The 18,569-nt window shown below is 64.5% G+C and carries 18 protein-coding genes and 1 pseudogene; 10 read left to right on the forward strand and 9 right to left on the reverse strand.

The window, feature by feature from the left end:
- Both AC1DW2_RS16260 and AC1DW2_RS16265 read left to right on the forward strand, forming a co-directional pair.
- A partial coding sequence (locus AC1DW2_RS16260; RefSeq protein WP_477006577.1) for an alkaline phosphatase D family protein occupies positions 1–673 on the forward strand: 673 nt, incomplete at its 5' end.
- 304 nt (positions 674–977) lie between these two features.
- Positions 978–1,796 carry an aldo/keto reductase gene (locus tag AC1DW2_RS16265; RefSeq protein WP_477006578.1) on the forward strand — a complete coding sequence of 273 codons (819 nt, stop codon included), beginning with the start codon at positions 978–980 and terminating at the stop codon, positions 1,794–1,796.
- Between the two features lie 69 nt (positions 1,797–1,865).
- Here the strand turns inward: AC1DW2_RS16265 and AC1DW2_RS16270 are convergent, their stop codons facing one another.
- Entirely contained in the window at positions 1,866–2,087 is a 222-nt protein-coding gene (locus tag AC1DW2_RS16270; protein ID WP_063986595.1) for a hypothetical protein, read from the reverse strand.
- A 153-nt stretch (positions 2,088–2,240) separates the two neighbouring features.
- Positions 2,241–2,693: pseudogene (locus AC1DW2_RS16275) on the reverse strand (hypothetical protein).
- Between the two features lie 156 nt (positions 2,694–2,849).
- On the opposite strand from AC1DW2_RS16275, the gene AC1DW2_RS16280 reads away from it, so the two are divergent.
- Entirely contained in the window at positions 2,850–3,122 is a 273-nt protein-coding gene (locus tag AC1DW2_RS16280; RefSeq protein WP_014497240.1) for a helix-turn-helix domain-containing protein, read from the forward strand.
- 8 nt (positions 3,123–3,130) lie between these two features.
- Here AC1DW2_RS16280 and AC1DW2_RS16285 read toward each other — a convergent pair whose 3' ends face one another.
- Positions 3,131–4,363 (reverse strand): aminotransferase-like domain-containing protein, encoded by a 1,233-nt coding sequence (locus AC1DW2_RS16285; RefSeq protein ID WP_477006579.1) that lies wholly within the window; start codon positions 4,361–4,363, stop codon positions 3,131–3,133.
- A gap of 54 nt (positions 4,364–4,417) precedes the next feature.
- Positions 4,418–4,945: a DUF3124 domain-containing protein gene (locus AC1DW2_RS16290; RefSeq protein WP_477006580.1), complete on the reverse strand. Its 528-nt coding sequence runs from the start codon at positions 4,943–4,945 to the stop codon at positions 4,418–4,420.
- Between the two features lie 67 nt (positions 4,946–5,012).
- On the opposite strand from AC1DW2_RS16290, the gene AC1DW2_RS16295 reads away from it, so the two are divergent.
- From AC1DW2_RS16295 to AC1DW2_RS16310, 4 genes are all read left to right on the forward strand, one after another.
- Positions 5,013–6,743 carry a cation:proton antiporter gene (locus AC1DW2_RS16295; RefSeq protein WP_085401300.1) on the forward strand — a complete coding sequence of 577 codons (1,731 nt, stop codon included), beginning with the start codon at positions 5,013–5,015 and terminating at the stop codon, positions 6,741–6,743.
- A 190-nt stretch (positions 6,744–6,933) separates the two neighbouring features.
- Positions 6,934–8,010: a 3,4-dihydroxy-2-butanone-4-phosphate synthase gene (ribB, locus tag AC1DW2_RS16300; protein WP_063984938.1), complete on the forward strand. Its 1,077-nt coding sequence runs from the start codon at positions 6,934–6,936 to the stop codon at positions 8,008–8,010.
- Between the two features lie 138 nt (positions 8,011–8,148).
- Positions 8,149–9,363, forward strand: coding sequence for an acyl-CoA dehydrogenase (locus tag AC1DW2_RS16305; RefSeq protein WP_028148218.1), 1,215 nt, complete (start codon positions 8,149–8,151; stop codon positions 9,361–9,363).
- A 190-nt stretch (positions 9,364–9,553) separates the two neighbouring features.
- On the forward strand, positions 9,554–10,471 hold the full coding sequence (locus AC1DW2_RS16310; protein ID WP_477006581.1) for an MBL fold metallo-hydrolase: 918 nt from the start codon (positions 9,554–9,556) through the stop codon (positions 10,469–10,471).
- A 72-nt stretch (positions 10,472–10,543) separates the two neighbouring features.
- Here AC1DW2_RS16310 and AC1DW2_RS16315 read toward each other — a convergent pair whose 3' ends face one another.
- Positions 10,544–11,398: a DUF1499 domain-containing protein gene (locus AC1DW2_RS16315; RefSeq protein ID WP_028148216.1), complete on the reverse strand. Its 855-nt coding sequence runs from the start codon at positions 11,396–11,398 to the stop codon at positions 10,544–10,546.
- Between the two features lie 292 nt (positions 11,399–11,690).
- Complete coding sequence (locus tag AC1DW2_RS16320) at positions 11,691–13,319, reverse strand: fatty-acid--CoA ligase (protein WP_477006582.1); 1,629 nt, start codon at positions 13,317–13,319, stop codon at positions 11,691–11,693.
- A 64-nt stretch (positions 13,320–13,383) separates the two neighbouring features.
- On the opposite strand from AC1DW2_RS16320, the gene AC1DW2_RS16325 reads away from it, so the two are divergent.
- Complete coding sequence (locus tag AC1DW2_RS16325) at positions 13,384–14,493, forward strand: extensin family protein (RefSeq protein WP_477006583.1); 1,110 nt, start codon at positions 13,384–13,386, stop codon at positions 14,491–14,493.
- A gap of 36 nt (positions 14,494–14,529) precedes the next feature.
- Here AC1DW2_RS16325 and AC1DW2_RS16330 read toward each other — a convergent pair whose 3' ends face one another.
- Entirely contained in the window at positions 14,530–15,216 is a 687-nt protein-coding gene (locus AC1DW2_RS16330) for a L,D-transpeptidase (RefSeq protein ID WP_063984933.1), read from the reverse strand.
- Positions 15,217–15,553: 337 nt separating this feature from the next.
- On the opposite strand from AC1DW2_RS16330, the gene AC1DW2_RS16335 reads away from it, so the two are divergent.
- Together AC1DW2_RS16335 and AC1DW2_RS16340 are read left to right on the forward strand one after the other, a co-directional pair.
- A complete protein-coding gene (locus AC1DW2_RS16335) occupies positions 15,554–16,531 on the forward strand; it encodes a magnesium transporter CorA family protein (protein WP_166087661.1) in 978 nt (325 codons plus the stop codon).
- A gap of 186 nt (positions 16,532–16,717) precedes the next feature.
- A complete protein-coding gene (locus AC1DW2_RS16340) occupies positions 16,718–16,936 on the forward strand; it encodes a hypothetical protein (protein WP_477006584.1) in 219 nt (72 codons plus the stop codon).
- Positions 16,937–17,020: 84 nt separating this feature from the next.
- Here AC1DW2_RS16340 and AC1DW2_RS16345 read toward each other — a convergent pair whose 3' ends face one another.
- Positions 17,021–17,791, reverse strand: coding sequence for a class I SAM-dependent methyltransferase (locus AC1DW2_RS16345; protein WP_477006585.1), 771 nt, complete (start codon positions 17,789–17,791; stop codon positions 17,021–17,023).
- A gap of 17 nt (positions 17,792–17,808) precedes the next feature.
- Positions 17,809–18,561, reverse strand: a complete 753-nt coding sequence (locus tag AC1DW2_RS16350; protein WP_063984930.1) for an SDR family NAD(P)-dependent oxidoreductase — start codon at positions 18,559–18,561, stop codon at positions 17,809–17,811.
- Positions 18,562–18,569 lie beyond the last annotated feature (8 nt).

The raw sequence follows: 18,569 nt of genomic DNA on the forward strand, positions 1-18,569 counted from the left end.
GGTCTATCGCAAGATCGCTTACGGTCCACTGCTTGACGTCTTCATGATCGACATGCGCAGCTACCGTGACGACAGCTGGAACAAGGGCGAGGACCATCGCGGCTGGATTCTCGGTGCCGAGCAGCTCGTATGGCTGAAGCGGGAGCTCGCCGCTTCGCGTGCGACCTGGAAGGTGATCGCGGCCGACCTGCCGATCGGCCTCGTCAGTCTCGATGCCGTCGCGCTCGGCAATGGAGCGCCCGATCGGCGTGAGCACGAAATCGCCGATCTCCTCAGCTCCATCAAGCGCGCCGGCATCCGCAACATCGTCTGGCTCACCGCCGACATGCACTACACCGCCGCGCATTATTACGATCCGAACAAGGCGCAATTCCAGGATTTTGAGCCGTTCTGGGAGTTCGTCTCCGGCCCGCTCCATGCCGGCACCTGGGGGCCGGGCGAGCTCGACAACACATTTGGCCCGGTCGCGATGTACCAGAACGGCTGCAGCGAGGCGCAGGGGGAGAACCTCGCGCCGTGCTTCGGCCTCCAGTTCTTCGGCAGGGTCGATATCGACGGTGCGAGCGGCGTGATGACTGTGACCTTGAAAGACGTCGACAACCGCGACCTCTGGTCGGTCGACATCGTGCCGCAGCCGCAGACGCGCCCGGCTGTGGTGGCGCAGCATTCGTGAGTGGGCAACTCTCTCCGTCGTCTCGGCCGGGCTTGACCGGCCATCCACGCCCTGCGGCTCGGCCCTGAGAACGTGGATGCCCGGGCATAGGCGAGCGGAAGCGACGCCGTCCTTCGGACGGCTATGCCCGGGCATGACGATGGGGGAGGGATCGCGCATCCCAACACTAACCCGATCTTGATTGGCCGCCTCGCGTCTGCTGCGCTATAGTCTCCATTCCCGCCACCTCTTTTCCATCACCGAAGAGTCTGCCCTCGCGACCCCACCGCGTGTTCGGCGGCTGAAATACGTCAGGAGTTGACCCATGGATCATCTGAAGACACAGGGCATCAGCATGCCCAAGCTCGGCCTCGGCACTTTCCGCATGCAGGGCGATGCCTGCCGCGCGGCGGTCGACAGCGCGCTGTCGATCGGCTATCGCCACATCGACACCGCCGAGATGTACGCCAACGAAGAACCGATCGGTGCCGCGCTCGCCGCGGCCCGGCTGCCGCGCGGCGAGCTTCATGTCACGACCAAGGTCTGGCACGAGAATCTCAGCCCCGATGCGATCCGCCGCGCCTTCGACGCCAGCCTGACCAAGCTCCGGCTCGACCACGTCGATCTCTACCTCGTGCACTGGCCCTCGAAATCCGCGAACTGGGGCGCGGTGTTCGAAACCCTGATGAAGCTGAAGGAGGAGGGGCGTACGCGGGCGATCGGCGTTGCCAATTTCACCACGGCGCTGCTCAAGATCGCGGTCGAGGACATCAAGGCGCCGATCGCCTGCAACCAGATCGAATATCACGCCATGCTCGATCAATCGAAGGTGCTGGCCTATCTCAACGCCAGGTCGATTCCGTTGGTGGCCTATTGCCCGCTCGCGCAAGGACGCATCGCGTCAGATCCGGCGTTGGCCGAGATCGGCGCCAGGCACAACGCGACCGCCGCGCAGGTCGCGCTGAAGTGGCTGCTCGACCAGAACGGTGTCGCTGCGATCCCGAAGGCCTCGCGCCGCGAGAGCCAGCAGGCCAATCTCGATGCGCTGAAGATCACGCTCGACGATGCCGACCGCAAGAAGATCGCGGCGTTGCCCAAGGACAGGCGTTGCGTCAATCCGGGCTTTGCGCCGGTGTGGGATTAGTCCTGCCGAACGTTTCGAACACGCAAAGAAATGGCCCCGCGAAGGGCCATTTCCATAATGCGTTACGCATTAATCCCAGTGGTGATGGTGACCGCGCTTGACCACGACGACCCGGTCGTGATGGTGCCAGCCGCGATGCCAGCCGTGGTCGCGATGCTCGCGCATTTCGGCGCGGGCGCCGTAGCCATGATGGTAGCCGTTCTTGATCACCACCGTTTCGGCATTCGCCATCGTCGGTGCAACGATCGCGAGCGCGCCGAGAGCCGCAACCACATAACCAAGCTTCTTCATGATGTCCTCCTCCAATGCAATGCACATGAGAACGGCGCATGTGTGCGAACGTTCCGGAGGAACTGGAAGAGAATTCTGAATGGATGTTCAGACAGAGCATGATCCGGAAAAGTGTGAAGCGGTTTTCCGAACGATCATGCTCAAACGTGATGCTCAATCGCAGCGTTGCTGCGCTGGTGTCGGCGCGCCTGTCGCGACGTATTTGCCGTCCCTGATCGTGTACACACCGCGCTCGCTGCGATTGTAGATCGCGCGCAGGCTGCCATCCTTCGCCAGCAGCAGCCCGAATTCACGCGCCTGGTGCAGCGAGGGGAAGTAAACCATCACATTGAGCAGGCCCTCGGCTTCGACCGTGGCGGACACCACTTCGTTCTCGTCCCTGGCCTCGCCGAAATCGCGCCGGTACATCACCCGGCCGTCTTTCCTGATCTCGTAAGTCAACAGCGAGCCCTTGTCGCGGTCCGGCCGAGCCGCGCAATCGACCGCCTATGAACCGAGCAGGCCCCATTGCTCGACCGTCGCCGCAAGCGTCTCGGCGCCGGCCGCTGGCGTGAACGCAATCCACAGCATCGCCGCCGCGACCCAGCAGCCCAGACAACGCGTCATGTCCTGAAAAACCCCGCCTCGAACAAGTCCAAGTGTAGCATCCCGCGCGCGATCGTCCACGCGAGCTGGCAATCGCGCTCGAATTTGATCCGCGTCAATGAGGCCGGTCGTATCAAGGGTAGGATGGCGCTCCCGAAGGCGAAGTTGGTGAGAGCGATGCTGAATCAAGTCGTGGATTTCGCGGGCGAGGTACTGCCGGGGAGCTGTGCCGTGCCGCCTTATTCCGAGACCGCGTTCCTGGCCGAGCTGGGCGAGCGCTTGAGGTCCTCGCGTGCGCGGTGCGAGCTGTCGCGCCGGGAGCTGGCCCGCCGCTCCGGGATTTCCGAGCGCTACATCGCCCAGATCGAGGCCGGCAAGGGCAACGTCTCGATCGTCCTGCTGCTGCGGCTGGCCTCCGCGATTCACGGCAGCCAGCCTCAGGTGGCCTAGAGCGAGCCTTAGGCCCGCTTCTCCACGTTGGCGCTGCGGGCCGGCACGCCGAACTCCTTGCGGCAGACCTCGGCCAGCACGGCGACGCCCTCACGGATCTGCTGATGCGAGGGGCTCGCAAAGCACAGCCTGAGCCGCGAGCTGGAATGGGGCTTGTTGGTCGACCATTCCGGCCCCGGATTGATCGACACGCCGGCGGCGAGCGCGGCCTGATAGAGTTTTAGCGTATCGACCTGGTCGGGCAGCTTCACCCACAGGAAGATGCCGCCCTTGGGCTCCTCGAACTCGGCCGCCGTCCCGAACTGCTCGTTCAGCGCCTCCATCAGTGTATCGAGCTTGGTGCGCAGCGCCTTCGTCAACGCGGGCACGTGGGTCGAGAAATGCGGCTTGCAATAGGCGGCCAGCACCATCTGCTCCAGCGCGCCGGAGCCTGCATCCGTCTTCAGCGCCAGCATCCGCGACATCACATCCCAGGGCGCGACGATGAAGCCGACGCGCAACGCCGGTGCGATCGATTTCGAGAACGAGCCGATATGGATCACGCCGCCGTTCGGGCTCATCGCGTGGATCGCCGGCGGGCGCTGTCCCGACCAGACGAGATCGGCGTAGCAATCGTCCTCGAAGATGGGCACGCCATATTCGGCCGCGAGCCGCACCACTTCGGTGCGGCGGCTCTCCGGCATGATGCTGCCGGTCGGGTTCTGCACGGTCGGGATGGTGTAGATGTATTTCGGCCGGATGCCGCGGCCCTTGAGATCCGCCAGCGTCGAGGCCAGCACGTCCATCCGCATGCCGTCCTTGTCGAGGGGGATGCCGACGACGTTGACCCCGAGCCGCGCCAGGCGAGTCAACGAGCCCTGATAGCTGTCCTGCTCGAAGATCACGGTATCGCCGCGCGTCAGCAGCGTTGCGTTGACGAGGTCGAGTGCCTGGAGCGAGCCGGAGACGATCAGGAGATCGTCGACGGTGCAGTTGATGCCGGCGTCGCGCTTCAGTTTTGTCACCAGGAATTCGCGCAAGGGCAAATAGCCCTGCGGCCCGTGCGCCAGGCCGTAAGTGGCAAGCGAGCGGCCTTCCTTTTGCAGGGCGGAATTGGTCGCCTCGATCAGGCCGTCGAGCGGCAACTGCTCGGAATCGTTGTTGCCGCCGACGAAACTGTACTTGGCGAGGCCCGTCCAGCGCGCGGAAGGGGCCGGCAGCCCTGCGGGAAACAGGGGCGCGAAATCGAAGCTGGACGTCATGGGGGCGTTCCTCGTTTTGTTCTTGTTGAGCGGCCGGCCTTGCGCCGGCCTGCCTTACTTCTTGCCGGTCGTCCTCGTCGGACGGCCCTGGCTGATGAAAGCGTAATGCGCATTGGCGACGCCGCCAACCATCAAGGCCTCGACCACGGGCTCGGCGATCTCGCCTGTTGCCGCCCAGTCGACGAGGAAGTTGGCCCCGGTCCCGCCGCGCACATCGTCGTTCGGAATGAAGATCGAGACGGTGGCCAGAGGCTTCAGCGCCACCTGGCCCTTCAGGTAGGTCTCGACCTGCTTGCCTGCGGTGTCGAAATAGGCGATGCGTTTGACCACCAGCGGCTGGGTCTCGGAGGCGTTGTGAACGCTCAGCGTCACCGAGAAGTCGACACGTAGTTTGCCCTGGCTCATCGCGACGCTGGAATAGGCGGGCACATAGAACCCGCCGGAGACGGCGAGTTCCTCCTTCGGCAGTGTGGTGAGCGAATCGGCAAAATTTTGTTCGATATTGACCTTGGATTGCGCGGCTGCGGGCGCGGCAGAGGCGAGGGGACATAGCAGCATTGCTGTGAAAAGCCCTGCTCGCATGTGACGAATTGCTCGCTTGCCGCGCCGCAACCTGGCCCTAGGGTGCGGCAAAACGGACCAATTTGGTATGCACGAACTCATTCGCGACATCACTCTCTGTATTCTGTTTGCCTGGATGCTGGGCCTGCTCGCCCATTTCTCCCGGCAGCCGCTGATCCTGGCCTACCTTATCGCCGGCTTCTGCATAGGTCCATTCGGTGCGGGCTGGGTCAAATCGCAGGAATCGATCAGCGTCATTTCCGAGCTCGGCCTGATCTTCATGCTGTTCATGATCGGGCTCGAGATCGACCTGAAGAAGATCGTGCGGGCGGGAAAGGTGATCCTGTTCGCGGCGGGCGGCCAGCTCATCGGCGGCTGCCTGCTCGGGGTGCTGTTCTTCGTCGGTATCGGCTTGTCGCTCGGCGGTGGGCATTTCGATGCGGTCTATCTCTGCGTCGCCTGCGCGCTGTCGAGCACCGTGATCATCGTCAAGGTGCTCTACGAGAAACGCGAGCTCGACACGCTGCCCGGCCGCATCACGCTCGGTGTGCTGGTGCTCCAGGACATCTTCGCCATCCTGTTCCTGGCGGTGCAGCCGAGCCTCGCCAATCTCGAGGTCAGCGTCATCCTGCTGTCGATCGGCCGCGTCGCGGTGCTGGTCGCCGCCGCGCTGCTGGTCAGCCGCTACGTGCTGCCGCGCCTATTCCATCAGATTGCCCGCCGCCCCGAGCTGATCCTGCTTGGCGCGCTCGCCTGGTGCTTCCTGGTCGCCGAGACCGCGGAGCGGCTCTCACTCTCGCGCGAGATGGGTGCGCTGATCGCCGGCGTCTCGCTGTCGACCTTCCCTTACGCCCTCGACGTCACCGCCAAGGTCACCACGCTCCGCGACTTCTTCATCACGCTGTTCTTTGTCGCGCTCGGCATGACCATTCCCGTGCCGGGCCTCTCCGTGATCGGGCTTGCCTTGATGATCGCGGCGTTCACGGTGGTCAGCCGCCTCGTCACCACCTTCGCCCCGCTCTACCTGATGAAGCAGGGCCTGCGCGCCAGCCTGTTGCCGGCCCTTAACCTCGCGCAGATCTCCGAGTTCTCGCTGGTGGTGATCCAGACCGGCGTCGCCGACCATCATATCGCGGCCGAAACGGCGAATGCGGCCTCCTTTGCCTTCGTGGTGCTGGCGGTGCTCTCGACCTTCGTGATGACCCGCAGCGACGAGATCACCCGCTGGGCGATCGGCCCCCTCAAGCGGATCGGCCTGCGCGACCTCGACCATGGCAACGGCCACGCCGAGGAGGGGCACGAGGGCGGCCACGGCGAGGCCCGCCGCATCGTCATCCTCGGCTTTTTCCGTGCGGCGAGCGCGCTGCTGGCCGAGATCGAACGGCAGGCGCCGGTGCTGCTCGAGCAGATCACCGTGATCGACTTCAATCCCAATGTGTACAAGACGCTGCTGTCGCGCGGCCTGCACGTGATCTATGGTGACATCAGCAGCGCCGACACGCTGCTCCATGCCGGCGTCGGCAAGTCCGAGATGATCATCCTCAGCGTGCCGGACGCCCTTCTCAAGGGCGCGAGCAACGAGAAGCTGGTTCGCCACGTCCGTACCCTCAACCCGACCGCCATGATCGTGGCCACGGCCGATCTTTTGTCGGATGTGAGCGAGCTCTACGCGGCCGGCGCCAGCTATGTCACGGTGACCCGGCTCAGCGACGCTCATGAGCTGTTTACCGTGATCGAAGCGGCCCAGGCTGGCCTGCTGGCCGACAAGCGGGCCGAGCTCGATGTCCGGCTCGGCGAGCGGCGCGAAGTGCTGCCCTGAAGGCGGCGCGGCCGCTTTCCGTCCGGGCCGTGTGCGCCTATATCCCTGGTATCTTCGGTGCAAGCCTTAGACCCGCGGGCCGGCCCGCCATCAGGCATATGCGGTTGCGTCCAGGACACTAGCGCTTGGGGCCAAGTCCGGCTAAGGCGTCCGGCGAAGCCTCCCGGCCATAACCGATAGAGATTGGGAAATGCCCGATAACGTTCAGGAAGTCTTGCAGGCCTTTGCCCGGGGTGAGCTCGTGGTCGTCACCGACGACGAGGACCGCGAGGGCGAGGGCGATCTGATCGTCGCCGCCTCGCTCTGCACCGCCGAGAAGATGGCGTTCATCATCCGCCATACCTCCGGCATCGTCTGCGCGCCGGTGACCACCGAGGACGCGCGCCGCCTCCGGCTCGATCCGATGGTGGCCCACAACGATTCCGCGCACACCACCGCATTCACGGTCTCGATCGACTACAAGCCCGACGGCGGCACCGGCATCTCGGCCGAAGAACGCGCCTCGTGCTGCCGCGCGCTGTCCAATCCCAATGTCGGCGCCAACGATTTCGCCCGTCCGGGCCACATCTTCCCGCTGATCGCCAAGGACGGCGGCGTGCTGCTGCGTTCCGGCCATACCGAGGCTGCGGTGGACCTCTGCAAGCTCTCCGGCCTGCCGCCGGTCGGTGTCATCAGCGAACTCATGAACGACGACGGCAGCGTGATGAAGGGCGAGCAGGTTGCGCAGTTCGCCGCCAGGCACAAGCTCAAGCACGTCACCATCGCCGACATGATCGCCTATCGCCAGGTGCGCGAGAAGCTGATCGAGCGGGTCTCGACCTTCGTCACTGACAGCCCGATCGGGCCGCTTCAGGGCTATGCCTACCGCTCGCCGTTCGATTCAATCGCCCACGTCGCGTTCGTCTATAACGGCGTCGGCGACGGCAAGAACGTGCTGACGCGCTTCCACAAGCCCAACATCGTCAAGGACATCTTCACCGGCCATAAGCGCATGGCGGCAGTGCTCGAGCACTTCAAGAAGTCCGGCCGTGGCGTCTTGGTTTACCTGCGTGACGGCGCCGCCGGTGTCCCCGTTGCCCCGCTGCCCGATGAGAGCGCGAGCGAGGCGGACCGCAACCGCCAGTGGCGCGAGGTTGGTGTCGGCGCGCAGATCCTGCGCGATCTCGGCGTCACCTCGATCCGCCACCTCACCTCGTCGGTGCACGACTACAAGGGCCTGTCAGGCTTCGGCATCGAGATCGTCGCCAACGAGCAGCTTGAAAGCTAGCGCTGTCATTCCGGGGGCGCGCGCTGCGCATCCCCGGGGTCCACGCAGAGCCATCCATCTGCAACGCAATTGCACTTGTTGCCGCGGCGCTTTACTTTGTCGGGCAAATTTTGACGGAACCAGACGAAAGGACGTTTCATGAGCGTGCGCCCTCAGACCAAGGACAAGCCGGCTGCGGCTTCTTTCCAATGGGACGATCCGTTCCTGCTCGACGAGCAGCTCACCGAAGACGAGCGCATGGTGCGCGACACCGCGCGCGCCTATGCCCAGGACAAGCTGCTGCCGCGCGTCACCAAGGCCTATCTCGAGGAGAAGACCGACCGCGAGATCTTCAACGAGATGGGCGAGCTCGGCCTCATCGGCATTACGCTGCCTGAGGAATATGGCTGTGCCAATGCGAGCTACGTCGCCTACGGCCTCGTCGCGCGCGAGATCGAGCGGGTCGATTCCGGCTATCGCTCGATGAACTCGGTGCAGTCCTCGCTGGTGATGTATCCGATCTACGCCTATGGCGACGAGAACCAGCGCAAGAAGTACCTGCCGAAGCTCGCCAGCGGCGAATGGGTCGGCTGCTTCGGTCTCACCGAGCCCGACGCCGGCTCCGATCCGGCCGGCATGAAGACCCGCGCCGAGAAGGTTTCGGACGGCTATCGCCTGACCGGCAGCAAGATGTGGATCTCGAACGCGCCGATCGCCGACGTGTTCGTCGTCTGGGCCAAGTCGGCCGAGCACGACAACCAGATCCGCGGCTTCGTGCTGGAAAAGGGCATGAAGGGGCTCTCCGCGCCGAAAATCGGCGGCAAGCTGTCCCTGCGCGCCTCGATCACCGGTGAGGTCGTGATGGACGGCGTCGTGGTTCCCGAGGACGCGCTGCTGCCCAACGTTTCCGGCCTCAAGGGCCCGTTCGGCTGCCTCAACCGTGCCCGCTACGGCATCTCCTGGGGTGCGCTCGGCGCCGCCGAGGACTGCATGCATCGCGCCCGCCAGTACACGCTCGACCGCAAGCAGTTCGGCAAGCCGCTCGCCGCGACCCAGCTCGTGCAGAAGAAGCTGGCGGACATGGAGACCGAGATCGCGCTGGGCCTCCAGGGTTCGCTTCGCGTCGGCCGTCTGATGGACGAAGGCAAGTTTGCCCCCGAGATGATCTCGATCATGAAGCGCAACAATTGCGGCAAGGCCCTCGATATCGCCCGCGTCGCGCGCGACATGCACGGCGGCAACGGCATCTCCGCCGAGTACCACGTGATGCGCCACGTCCATAACCTCGAGACCGTCAACACCTACGAGGGGACTCACGACGTCCACGCCCTGATCCTGGGACGTGCGATCACGGGCATCCAGGCGTTTTTCTAGTCGCAGCGTTCTTCGGCCGCGGCTAGTTTGCTCCGCTGTCATCGCCCGCCCTGTGCGCAATTGCGCACTAGAGCGGGCGATCCAGTATCCCAGAGACCTCGCCCTCGCCTCAGGCGCCGCGGCGTACTGGATACCCCGCTTTCGCGGGGTATGACGGCGAGGGTTGGGGCTGCAGTGCACAGGAAGTCCCATGTCCGACAACGACGACATCCCGTTCAACCGCAACTTTCCGCTCAAGGCCGGTGTCGTCGAACAAGTCCGTCCCGGCGTGCGGCGCGTGCTCTGTAACAATCCGAGCCCCTTCACCTTCACCGGCACGGTCAGCTACATCGTAGGCCAAGGCAACGTCGCGATCATCGATCCGGGGCCGGACGACGAGGCGCATGCGGCGGCGCTGCTCGATGCCGTCAAGGGCGAGACGGTGAGCCACATCTTCGTCACCCACACCCATCGCGACCATTCGCCGAACACGGCACGGATCAAGCAGGCGACCGGCGCGCCCGTCTATGCCGAGGGCCCGCACCGTGCCTCGCGCCCGCGCTTCGAGAGCGAGAAGCACAATCCGGAGTCCGGCGCCGACCGCGATTTCGCGCCCGATATCAGGATCGCCCATGGCGACGTCGTCGAGGGGGCCGGCTGGCGTCTGGAGGCCGTGGCGACGCCCGGCCACACCGCCAATCATCTCGCCTTCGCCTGGCCCGAACGGAAATTCAACTTCGTCGGCGATCACGTGATGGGCTGGTCGACCTCGATCGTGGCGCCGCCCGACGGCTCGATGATCGACTACATGGAGTCGCTCGACCGCCTCGCCGCGCGCGAGGAGGATCTGTATTTCTCCGGCCACGGCCCGGAGATCCCGGACGGCCAGCGTTTCGTGCGCTTCCTGATCCGCCACCGCAAGGCGCGCGAAGCCTCGATCCTGCACCGCCTGGCCAAGGGCGAGGCCGATATCCCGACCATGGTGCGCGCGATCTATATCGGCATCGATCCTAGGCTGACGACGGCCGCCGGCTATTCCGTCCTGGCGCATCTGGAAGATCTGGTCGCGCGCGGCGTGGTGACGACGGACGGCGATCCCGTGATCGGTGGAACGTATCGAATGGCTTAGGGGCGAATGGCGAATAGGGAGCAGCGAATAGGTGCTTTCCACTCGCTATTTGCTACTCCCCATTCGCCGATCTCACTTCTTCACCGTTTTCGCCGGTGCCTTCGGTGGCGCGACCGGCGTCTTCTTCACCGGTTTCAGCGCGTCGGCGTCGGCTGCGGTGTTGAGATCGTCGATGAATTTTTTGACGCGCGCGGCGTTGCTGCCGAGATCACTGTCGAAATAGCGCGACGCCGAGCGGATATCGACGCGGGAATCGTCACCATCGGGCACGACCCGGATCGAGATGTCCTCGCGGAATCCCATGATCGGCGTCCGTGCTACCGCCTCGATGCGGCCGATACGGCGCGGCGGCTGCGGCTCGCGCTCGTCGATGACGAGCCATTTGCGCTTGATGACGAGCTGGCGCGCGATCGCATAGGCCCGATCGACCGGGATCTCCAGCTCGATCGGCTCGATGTCCGGGTAGAACTGGCGCTGCTGCTCGGCCGAATAGAGGCCGGCATAGACCGCCGTGTTGGTGCCATCGCCGGTGCGCAGGTGCGCGAGCGCGTCGAAGCGCGGCGGGTCGATCGGGTTGGTGGTGATGTCGTAGATCGGCGGCAGCTTGCGGTATTGCAGGGCGAGATAAGCGGGATAAGCGAGGATCGCGCCGTTGATGAGGAAGGCGAGCAGGATGCGCCCCATGCCGCGCGAGCCGTTCTGCCAGATCGCGGCAAAGCCCGCGAGCCCAAACAGGATCGAGAGGCCGGCGATCGCGAGCCCGCCGAAGAACGTCATCAGCGCCGGTTTCATCTCCAGGAAGTCGAAGCGGACGATGATGATCGAGACCACCACCGCCACCACCGCGAACACGGCCAGATTACGCGCCCAGCTCGCGAGGCTGGACACGGGCTCCGACTGATAGGGAGCGGAAAACCTGCGGGCCATCGGGTGAAGCTCTGCCGGAGTTTTGGGCGATGTCGGCCGATTTGGCGCGACGATGGGCCGTTGAGACCACGGCCCGGGGGCAAATTCAAGGGTTCCGCATGCGCCCAGACCGTCATGCCCGGGCATAGCCGTCCGAAGGACGGCGTCGCTTCCGCTCGCCTATGCCCGGGCATCCACGTTCTCCGTGCCGCGGGGCAAGGCGTGGATGGCCGGGACAAGCCCGGCCATGACGTTGTGGAGGCTTCAATGCGTCGAGCGCTCACGCCCTCCAGGGGGAGGGCGGTACCTAGGGTTACGCCGCCGCGTTCGGGAAACGGTAATCCTTGAACTGGTCGCGTAGTGCGGTCTTCAGGATCTTGCCGGTCGCGGTGTGCGGGATGCCTTCGACGAAGGCGRCGTCGTCAGGCATCCACCATTTGGCGATCTTGCCGTCCATGAACTTCAGGATGTCCTCGCGGCTGGCCTGCTGGCCCTGCTTGAGCTGCACGATCAGCAGCGGCCGCTCGTCCCATTTGGGATGATAGATGCCGATCACGGCGGCCTCCGCCACGGCGGGATGGCCGACCGCGAGGTTTTCGAGGTCGATCGAGGAGATCCACTCGCCGCCGGACTTGATCACGTCCTTGGAGCGGTCGGTGATCCGCATGTAGCCGGCCTCGTCGATGGTCGCGACGTCACCGGTGTCGAAGAAGCCCTCCTCGTCGAGGATGTTGCTGTCGACGCGGTAATAGGCCTTGGCGACGGCGGGGCCGGAGACCTTGAGACGGCCGAAGGTCTTGCCGTCCCAGGGCAGCTCCTTGCCGGCATCGTCGGTGATCTTCATCTCCACCGCAAAGGGCGCATAGCCCTGCATCTGCAGCACGTCGAGCCGCGCCTCACCGGTCGCATTCTGGAACGGCGGCTTCAGTGCCGCGACGCTGCCGATCGGGCTCATCTCGGTCATGCCCCAGGCGTGGCGCACGTTCGAGCCCATGTCGAGGAAGGCCTTGATCATCGAGCGCGGCATCGCCGAGCCGCCGCAGATCACCATCTTCAGAGCCGGCAGTTTCAGATTGTTGGCCGCCATGTGCTGCAGCAGCATCAGCCACACCGTGGGCACGCCCGCCGTGTGCGTCACCTTCTCCGTCGAGAGCAGCTCGTAGACGGAGGCGCCGTCGAGCTTGGCGCCGGGCATGACCAGCTTGGTGCCTTGCGAGGGGGCCGAGAAGGCGATGCCCCAGCTATTGGCATGGAACAGCGGCACCACCGGCAGCATTGTCTCGGACGCGCTGGTGCCGAGCGCATCGACATTGTTCGCCATCAGCGCGTGCAGCACGTTGGAGCGATGCGAATACAGAACCCCCTTCGGATCGCCCGTGGTGCCGGAAGTGTAGCACATCGCGGCGGCCGTGTTCTCGTCAAAGTCCTTCCATTCGAATTTGCCGTCGGCCTCCGCGATCCAATCCTCGTAGGCGACCACGTTCTTCAGCGTCGTCTGCGGCATGTGTGCCTTGTCGGTGAGCACGACGTAGCGTTCCACGCTTGGCAGCTTGTCGGCGATCTTCTCCAGGACCGGAACGAAGGTGAGGTCGGTCATCACAATGCGGTCCTGCGCATGGTTGATGATCCAGGCGATCTGCTCGGGGAAAAGGCGGGGATTGACGGTATGGCAGATGGCGCCGATCCCCATGATGCCGTACCAGACCTCGAGATGGCGCCAGGTGTTCCAGGCGATCGTTGCGACACGGTCACCGAGCTTGATGCCGTCTCGCTCCAGCACCTGCGAGACCTTGAGCGCCCGCTTGTGGATTTCGCCGTAGGTGGTGCGATGGATCGGTCCCTCGACCGATCGCGTAACGACCTCCTGCTTGCCATGAATCTTGGCGGCGTGTTCGATGATCCGGTGGCAGAGCAGGGGCCAATCTTGCATCAAACCAAGCATTCAGACATTCCTCCGAGGTGGGCTGGACTTTTTATAGCTCTCAGCGCTGGGCCAAAGAATTGTCATGAGTTTTAGCCTGCCGGACTTTCGCCGCAAATGGTCTTGTCGCGGCTATATGTCCGCCGGCGCGGCAATGGTTACCGCTGCGCTCGGGCTGTCGCTTGTGCTGGCGGAGCGGGCAGAAGCGCGAAAATATGCTGCGCCGCTGGATATCTTTGGCCTCGGGACACCACGGCCACGTACGAAGGTGCACTCCGCCAGGATACCGCTACCAAAGCCCCGTCCGGAGGAGGCCCCCCAAGCAACGGACGAGGCCGCGCCGGAGGCAGAAGGGAAGCCTTCCGCAGACAAGCCCAGTGCCAACAAGCCCGCCGAGGCCGCGCCGCCGGCCGAGAAGCAGCTCTCKGCCTGCCGGCTGGCGCTGACCGAGGAGATCGCCGTCGCGCCGTCCATTCCCGATATCCGCGGCCCCGGCGCCTGCGGCGGCGAGGATCTGGTGCGGCTGGAGGCGATCGTGCTGCCGGACAAGCGCAAGGTGGCGGTCAAGCCGGCGGCGATCCTCCGCTGCACCATGGCCTCCGCGATCGCCGACTGGGTGCGCAAGGACATGGTGCCGCTGGCGGCGAGCCTCGGCTCGACCATCAGCGATCTCGACAATTTCGACAGTTTCGAATGCCGAGGCCGTAACCGCATCGCCGGCGCGATGCTGTCCGAGCACGGCAAGGCCAACGCGCTCGACGTCCGCGCCATCAAGCTCGCCAACGGGCGGTCGATCGGCCTGACCGACCGCGGCATGCCGCGCGATGTGCGCGAGCGCGTGCTGCATTCAGTCTGCGCGCGCTTTTCCACCGTGCTCGGTCCGGGCTCGGACTGGTATCACGAGGACCACATCCATCTCGACCTGGCGCAGCGGCGCAACGACTACCGGATTTGTCAGTGGAACGTCTGGGATCCCCTGCCGCAGGTCGCCCCGTTGCTGCCGGCGGGACGGCCCGAGGAGGCGCCGCCGCGCGAGGTCGCGGCCAGGCCTGAGGCCAAGGATGGAGCCCAGGACGGTGCTAAGGACGGAGCTGATGACGAGCCGGCGCAGAAATCCCCTGCGCCGGCGGACAAGTCGGCCGCCGATGGCACCAAAGCCGAGCCGCACAAGCCGGCAACAAAAAAGCGCCGGTAAAACCGGCGCTTTTGAATGTCCGAGAGCAGGAAGCGATCAGTAGCTGCCCGCCTGGCCCGTCTGGCTGCCGCCGAGCGCGAGGCGCGAATTGTAGGGCGAGTCGCCATGCTTCGGCTCGAGCACCACGACAATGGTGCCGACCTTGACGCGGCCATAGAGGTCGATGGCATCCTCGTTGGTCAGGCGGATGCAGCCCGACGAGATCGAGGCGCCGATATATTCCGGCTGGTTGGTGCCGTGAATGCGGAACAGCGTGTCCTTGCCGCCGGAGTAGAGATACATCGCGCGGGAGCCCATCGGATTGTCCGGACCCGGTGCAACGTAGGTCGGCACGCCCAGTCGCGAAATCTCGCCCGGGGTCGGATGCCAGGCCGGCCACTCGGTCATGCTGCCAACCTTGGCAATGCCCGACCAGGCCATGGCTTCTTCGCCGACGGTAATGCCGTAGCGGATCGCCTTGCCGCCATCCATCACCCAGTAGAGGTAATGGTTGTCGGAATCGACCACGATCGAGCCCGGCGATTCCTTGCGGTGGTAATCGACGATGGCGCGGCGGAACGGCTCGGCGACGGGGGTGTTCTCGTACCGGACCTTGGCGAGGAGTTCCTTGTCCTTCGGCTTGAAGGCCTTGGTGTCGGTCGCTTCAAAATGTGTGGCCTGCATGCAGCCCGACAGCATCAGGCCAGCGGCCAAAATACCCAGCATAACTTTCAGCGACGACATGATTTGATTCCAATCGACAACAACTAGCTTTCGCGGGGCTTGAGACGCGCCCAAACCACGACTCCGTTGGGCCCTATTATCGTTGAAATCTGCCACAATTCCAGCGTTTCGGACCTTTTCCCGCGCTGCAAGAGCCTAGCTGTGGCTTTTTTGCCGCAAGTTTTGCGCTCCTGTGCTGGTTTTTAGGCAAAGCACGCCCGACTGTCGATTCCGTGCCACGGTTGGGCCGCGGCTCCGCCACAAATGCAAACGCCCCGTTAATGTGCTTGTCATCATGAACTTGTCAGAATCGCGCTAAGGGCTGTCAGTCTGTCGCAGGCCCCTGCTGGAGTTGTGCATGTTTTCTGTGTTCGTTCCCTCCGACTCCTCCCTCAAGAAAGCGGTCGTCGAGGACCTCGCGGCGGTTCCGGAGCACGCCGTGTGGATCGACCTGGTCAACCCGACCGCGGCTGAGGACAAGGCGGTGGAGCGGCTCTCCGGTATTGCGATCCCGACCCGGGAGGACATGCAGGAGATCGAGATCTCCAGCCGCCTCTATATCGAGAACAGCGCGCGCTATATGACGGCGACGCTGATGTGCCAGTCCGACACCGACATGCCCCGGACCACGGCTGTGACCTTCATTCTCGGCGACCATCGCCTGGTGACGGTGCGCTACGACCAGCCCAAGCCGTTTGCGCTGGTCGAGGCCAAGCTGGCCCGGTCCTGCGCGCCCGCGATCACCGGCGAGATGGTGCTGATGGAACTGCTCGACGCCGTGATCGACCGCTGCGCCGACATCCTGGAGCGCTGCGGCGCCGAGATCGACCAGGTCTCGCACGACATCTTCGAGCCCGAGAGCGAGCGCCACGGCCACGCCAAGCAATATTCCCAGATCCTGATCTCGATCGGCCGCAAGGGCGATCTGACCTCGAAGGTTCGCGAAAGCCTGGTGTCGATCGGCCGCGTCGTCACCTTCCTCTCCGCGGTGGTGGAGGGCGTGAAATGGTCGAAGGACATGCGCGAGCAGCTCAAGACCATGCAGCGCGACGTCGCCTCGCTGACCGACCACGCCTCTTATCTCTCCAGCAAAATCACCTTCGTGCTCGACGCCATGCTCGGCGTCGTCAATCTCGAGCAGAACAACATCATCAAGCTGTTTTCGGTCATGGCCGTTGTCCTGATGCCGCCGACGCTGATCGCCTCGATCTACGGCATGAATTTCAAGGCGATGCCGGAACTCGAATGGGTCCACGGCTATCCGATGGCGCTGGTGATGATGCTCGCCGCCGCGATCGTCCCGTACTGGCTCTTCAAGTGGAAGAAGTGGCTTTGATACCTACCGAGACCTTACGCCGTTCAACGAGACACGGTGGTTGGTGTCGCAGAATAGAGCGGGATTGAGGCCGCGCCGTGATGTGTGCCCGCCGCCCCAATTCCTCCGGTAAAATTTGAGCAGTGGGCTGAACGTTTGCGCGAAACTTGTCTGCGATAAGCAGCATGTTAGCCGCGAGGAACAGCCATGGTTGAAAAACACATAACGTCGCCCCGCAACGTCATCGATCTGGCGAATTATCGTCAGGTCCTGGCGAGCGGCAAGGCGTCGTCGATGTCGGCACGCATGTGCCGGCACTGTGGTGCTCCGCTGCTCGACGGTGAGAACGACGACGACTGCTCGACTGCGTTCAGCAAGGCCGCTCCGCGGCTGCGCGATCGGTCGCGTCGGATTCGAGTCGATTGAGGAACGGAAAGAACGGCGGGCGATCCAGGTCTTGCGGCGGCGTTGTCTGGATCGCCTTGCTTCCCATCTTTCGGCAGATGAGCTCTAGCGTTTCACGATCTGCGCCGTCGAGACGATGGTCTCGGCGATGACGCCGTCGCGGCTGAAGGGAGCCAGGTGCTCCCCGACATCGCACAGCATCGCCTCTGCATTCTCGCCCAACGCCTCCGGCGATGACGACGAGTAGGTGAGGGTGCGGCGTGTCAGATCCTGCACACTGATTGTGTGGCTGGTCTCAACCGTGACGAGCTCGGTGGGCTGAAAGGCGCTGCCGCGAAAGAACGCCGGCAAGTCGCGATGGGTGCGCGTGCCCATGCCTGCCTCCTCCCAGAGCTTGGCCGGTGACCAGCGGCGGCGGACGTCGTTGTACCCATCGAGCCACGGGTTGCTGCCGTCGGTGGCCGAGAACGAGGCGCAGATCAGAATTGCGCCATCGCGCGCGACCAGTCGATCGAGCCGCGCAAGCGTCGACTCACGATCCATCCAATGCAGCGCGCGGCCGATGGTCACGACGTCGAATGCGCCGATGTCGGGGCTAAGCGTCTCGACCTTGCCTTCGATCAGCGTGAGTGCGTGGCCTGCGCTCGCAGCCGCGCGTCGCGCCGCATCGAGCATGGCAGGCTCGGGATCGACGCCGGCAACGCGGCCGACATAGGGGCCGAAGCCGAGCGCCAGCAGTCCGGGTCCGGTGCCGAGGTCTATCAGGCTGCCCTGTTTGGTGAGACCAAGCTTGTGCGCGACGTTGCGAAAGAATTCACTCGGGTAGGGCGGCCGCAAATGCTCGTAGAGTGACGCAGTGCTCGCGAACCGGCCCATGCTTCGCCTGCCTGGCCTTACACGTGCTGGCCGCCGTTGATGTGGATCTCGGCGCCGTTGACGTAAGAGCTGGTGTCCGTGCACAGCACGTAGATGATCTTGGCGACCTCGTCGGGCGTGCCGAGCCGGTGCATCGGGATCTGCTGGTCGACGATCTTCTCGGTGCCCGGCGACAGGATCGAGGTGTCGATCTCGCCCGGCGCGATCGCGTTGACGCGGACGCCGACGCGGCCGAAATCGGAGGCCATTTCGCGCGTCAGGGATGCAAGCGCAGCTTTCGATGTGGCATAGGCGGCGCCCGCAAACGGATGCACGCGCGAGCCCGCAATCGAGGTGACGTTCACGACCGAGCCCCTGGCCGCCTTCAACTCCTCGATCAATCCCCGCGCGATCATGATCGGCGCGAAGAAATTGACGTGGAAGACGTGCGTCCAGGTGTCGAGGTCGGTGTCGACCGAGCCAAGCCGCGAGCCGCCCGGACCCTTTGGCGAGATCGCGGCGTTGTTGACGAGCGCATGCAGCATGCCGCCTTCGAGCCGGTTGCGGATGTCGGTGATCGCGCGCGCGGTGTCCAGGGGGTTGCCGAGGTCGACCTGGATGTGATCCTCGGGGCCGGCGTCCCACGGACAATCCTCGGGGAAGGGATGCCGCGAGCAGGTGATGACGCGCCAGCCCGCCGACGAGAACCGGATCACTGTGGCGTGGCCGATGCCGCGGCTCGCTCCGGTCAGGAGCAGCGTGCGGCGCGGCGCATTGGACGAATGCGGCATGGACATCT

Source organism: Bradyrhizobium sp. P3_C3 (genome assembly GCF_056402655.1).

Bases quoted from the DNA above. Each gene is read 5' to 3' on its own strand.
- AC1DW2_RS16265 (WP_477006578.1), top strand. From the start codon at position 978: ATGGATCATCTGAAGACACAGGGCATCAGCATGCCCAAGCTCGGCCTC.
- ribB (WP_063984938.1), top strand. From the start codon at position 6,934: ATGCCCGATAACGTTCAGGAAGTCTTGCAGGCCTTTGCCCGGGGTGAG.
- AC1DW2_RS16285 (WP_477006579.1), bottom strand. From the start codon at position 4,363: ATGACGTCCAGCTTCGATTTCGCGCCCCTGTTTCCCGCAGGGCTGCCG.
- AC1DW2_RS16345 (WP_477006585.1), bottom strand. From the start codon at position 17,791: ATGGGCCGGTTCGCGAGCACTGCGTCACTCTACGAGCATTTGCGGCCG.
- AC1DW2_RS16310 (WP_477006581.1), top strand. From the start codon at position 9,554: ATGTCCGACAACGACGACATCCCGTTCAACCGCAACTTTCCGCTCAAG.
- AC1DW2_RS16280 (WP_014497240.1), top strand. From the start codon at position 2,850: ATGCTGAATCAAGTCGTGGATTTCGCGGGCGAGGTACTGCCGGGGAGC.
- AC1DW2_RS16330 (WP_063984933.1), bottom strand. From the start codon at position 15,216: ATGTCGTCGCTGAAAGTTATGCTGGGTATTTTGGCCGCTGGCCTGATG.
- AC1DW2_RS16305 (WP_028148218.1), top strand. From the start codon at position 8,149: ATGAGCGTGCGCCCTCAGACCAAGGACAAGCCGGCTGCGGCTTCTTTC.
- AC1DW2_RS16290 (WP_477006580.1), bottom strand. From the start codon at position 4,945: ATGCGAGCAGGGCTTTTCACAGCAATGCTGCTATGTCCCCTCGCCTCT.
- AC1DW2_RS16295 (WP_085401300.1), top strand. From the start codon at position 5,013: ATGCACGAACTCATTCGCGACATCACTCTCTGTATTCTGTTTGCCTGG.
- AC1DW2_RS16315 (WP_028148216.1), bottom strand. From the start codon at position 11,398: ATGGCCCGCAGGTTTTCCGCTCCCTATCAGTCGGAGCCCGTGTCCAGC.
- AC1DW2_RS16335 (WP_166087661.1), top strand. From the start codon at position 15,554: ATGTTTTCTGTGTTCGTTCCCTCCGACTCCTCCCTCAAGAAAGCGGTC.
- AC1DW2_RS16340 (WP_477006584.1), top strand. From the start codon at position 16,718: ATGGTTGAAAAACACATAACGTCGCCCCGCAACGTCATCGATCTGGCG.
- AC1DW2_RS16350 (WP_063984930.1), bottom strand. From the start codon at position 18,561: ATGCCGCATTCGTCCAATGCGCCGCGCCGCACGCTGCTCCTGACCGGA.
- AC1DW2_RS16270 (WP_063986595.1), bottom strand. From the start codon at position 2,087: ATGAAGAAGCTTGGTTATGTGGTTGCGGCTCTCGGCGCGCTCGCGATC.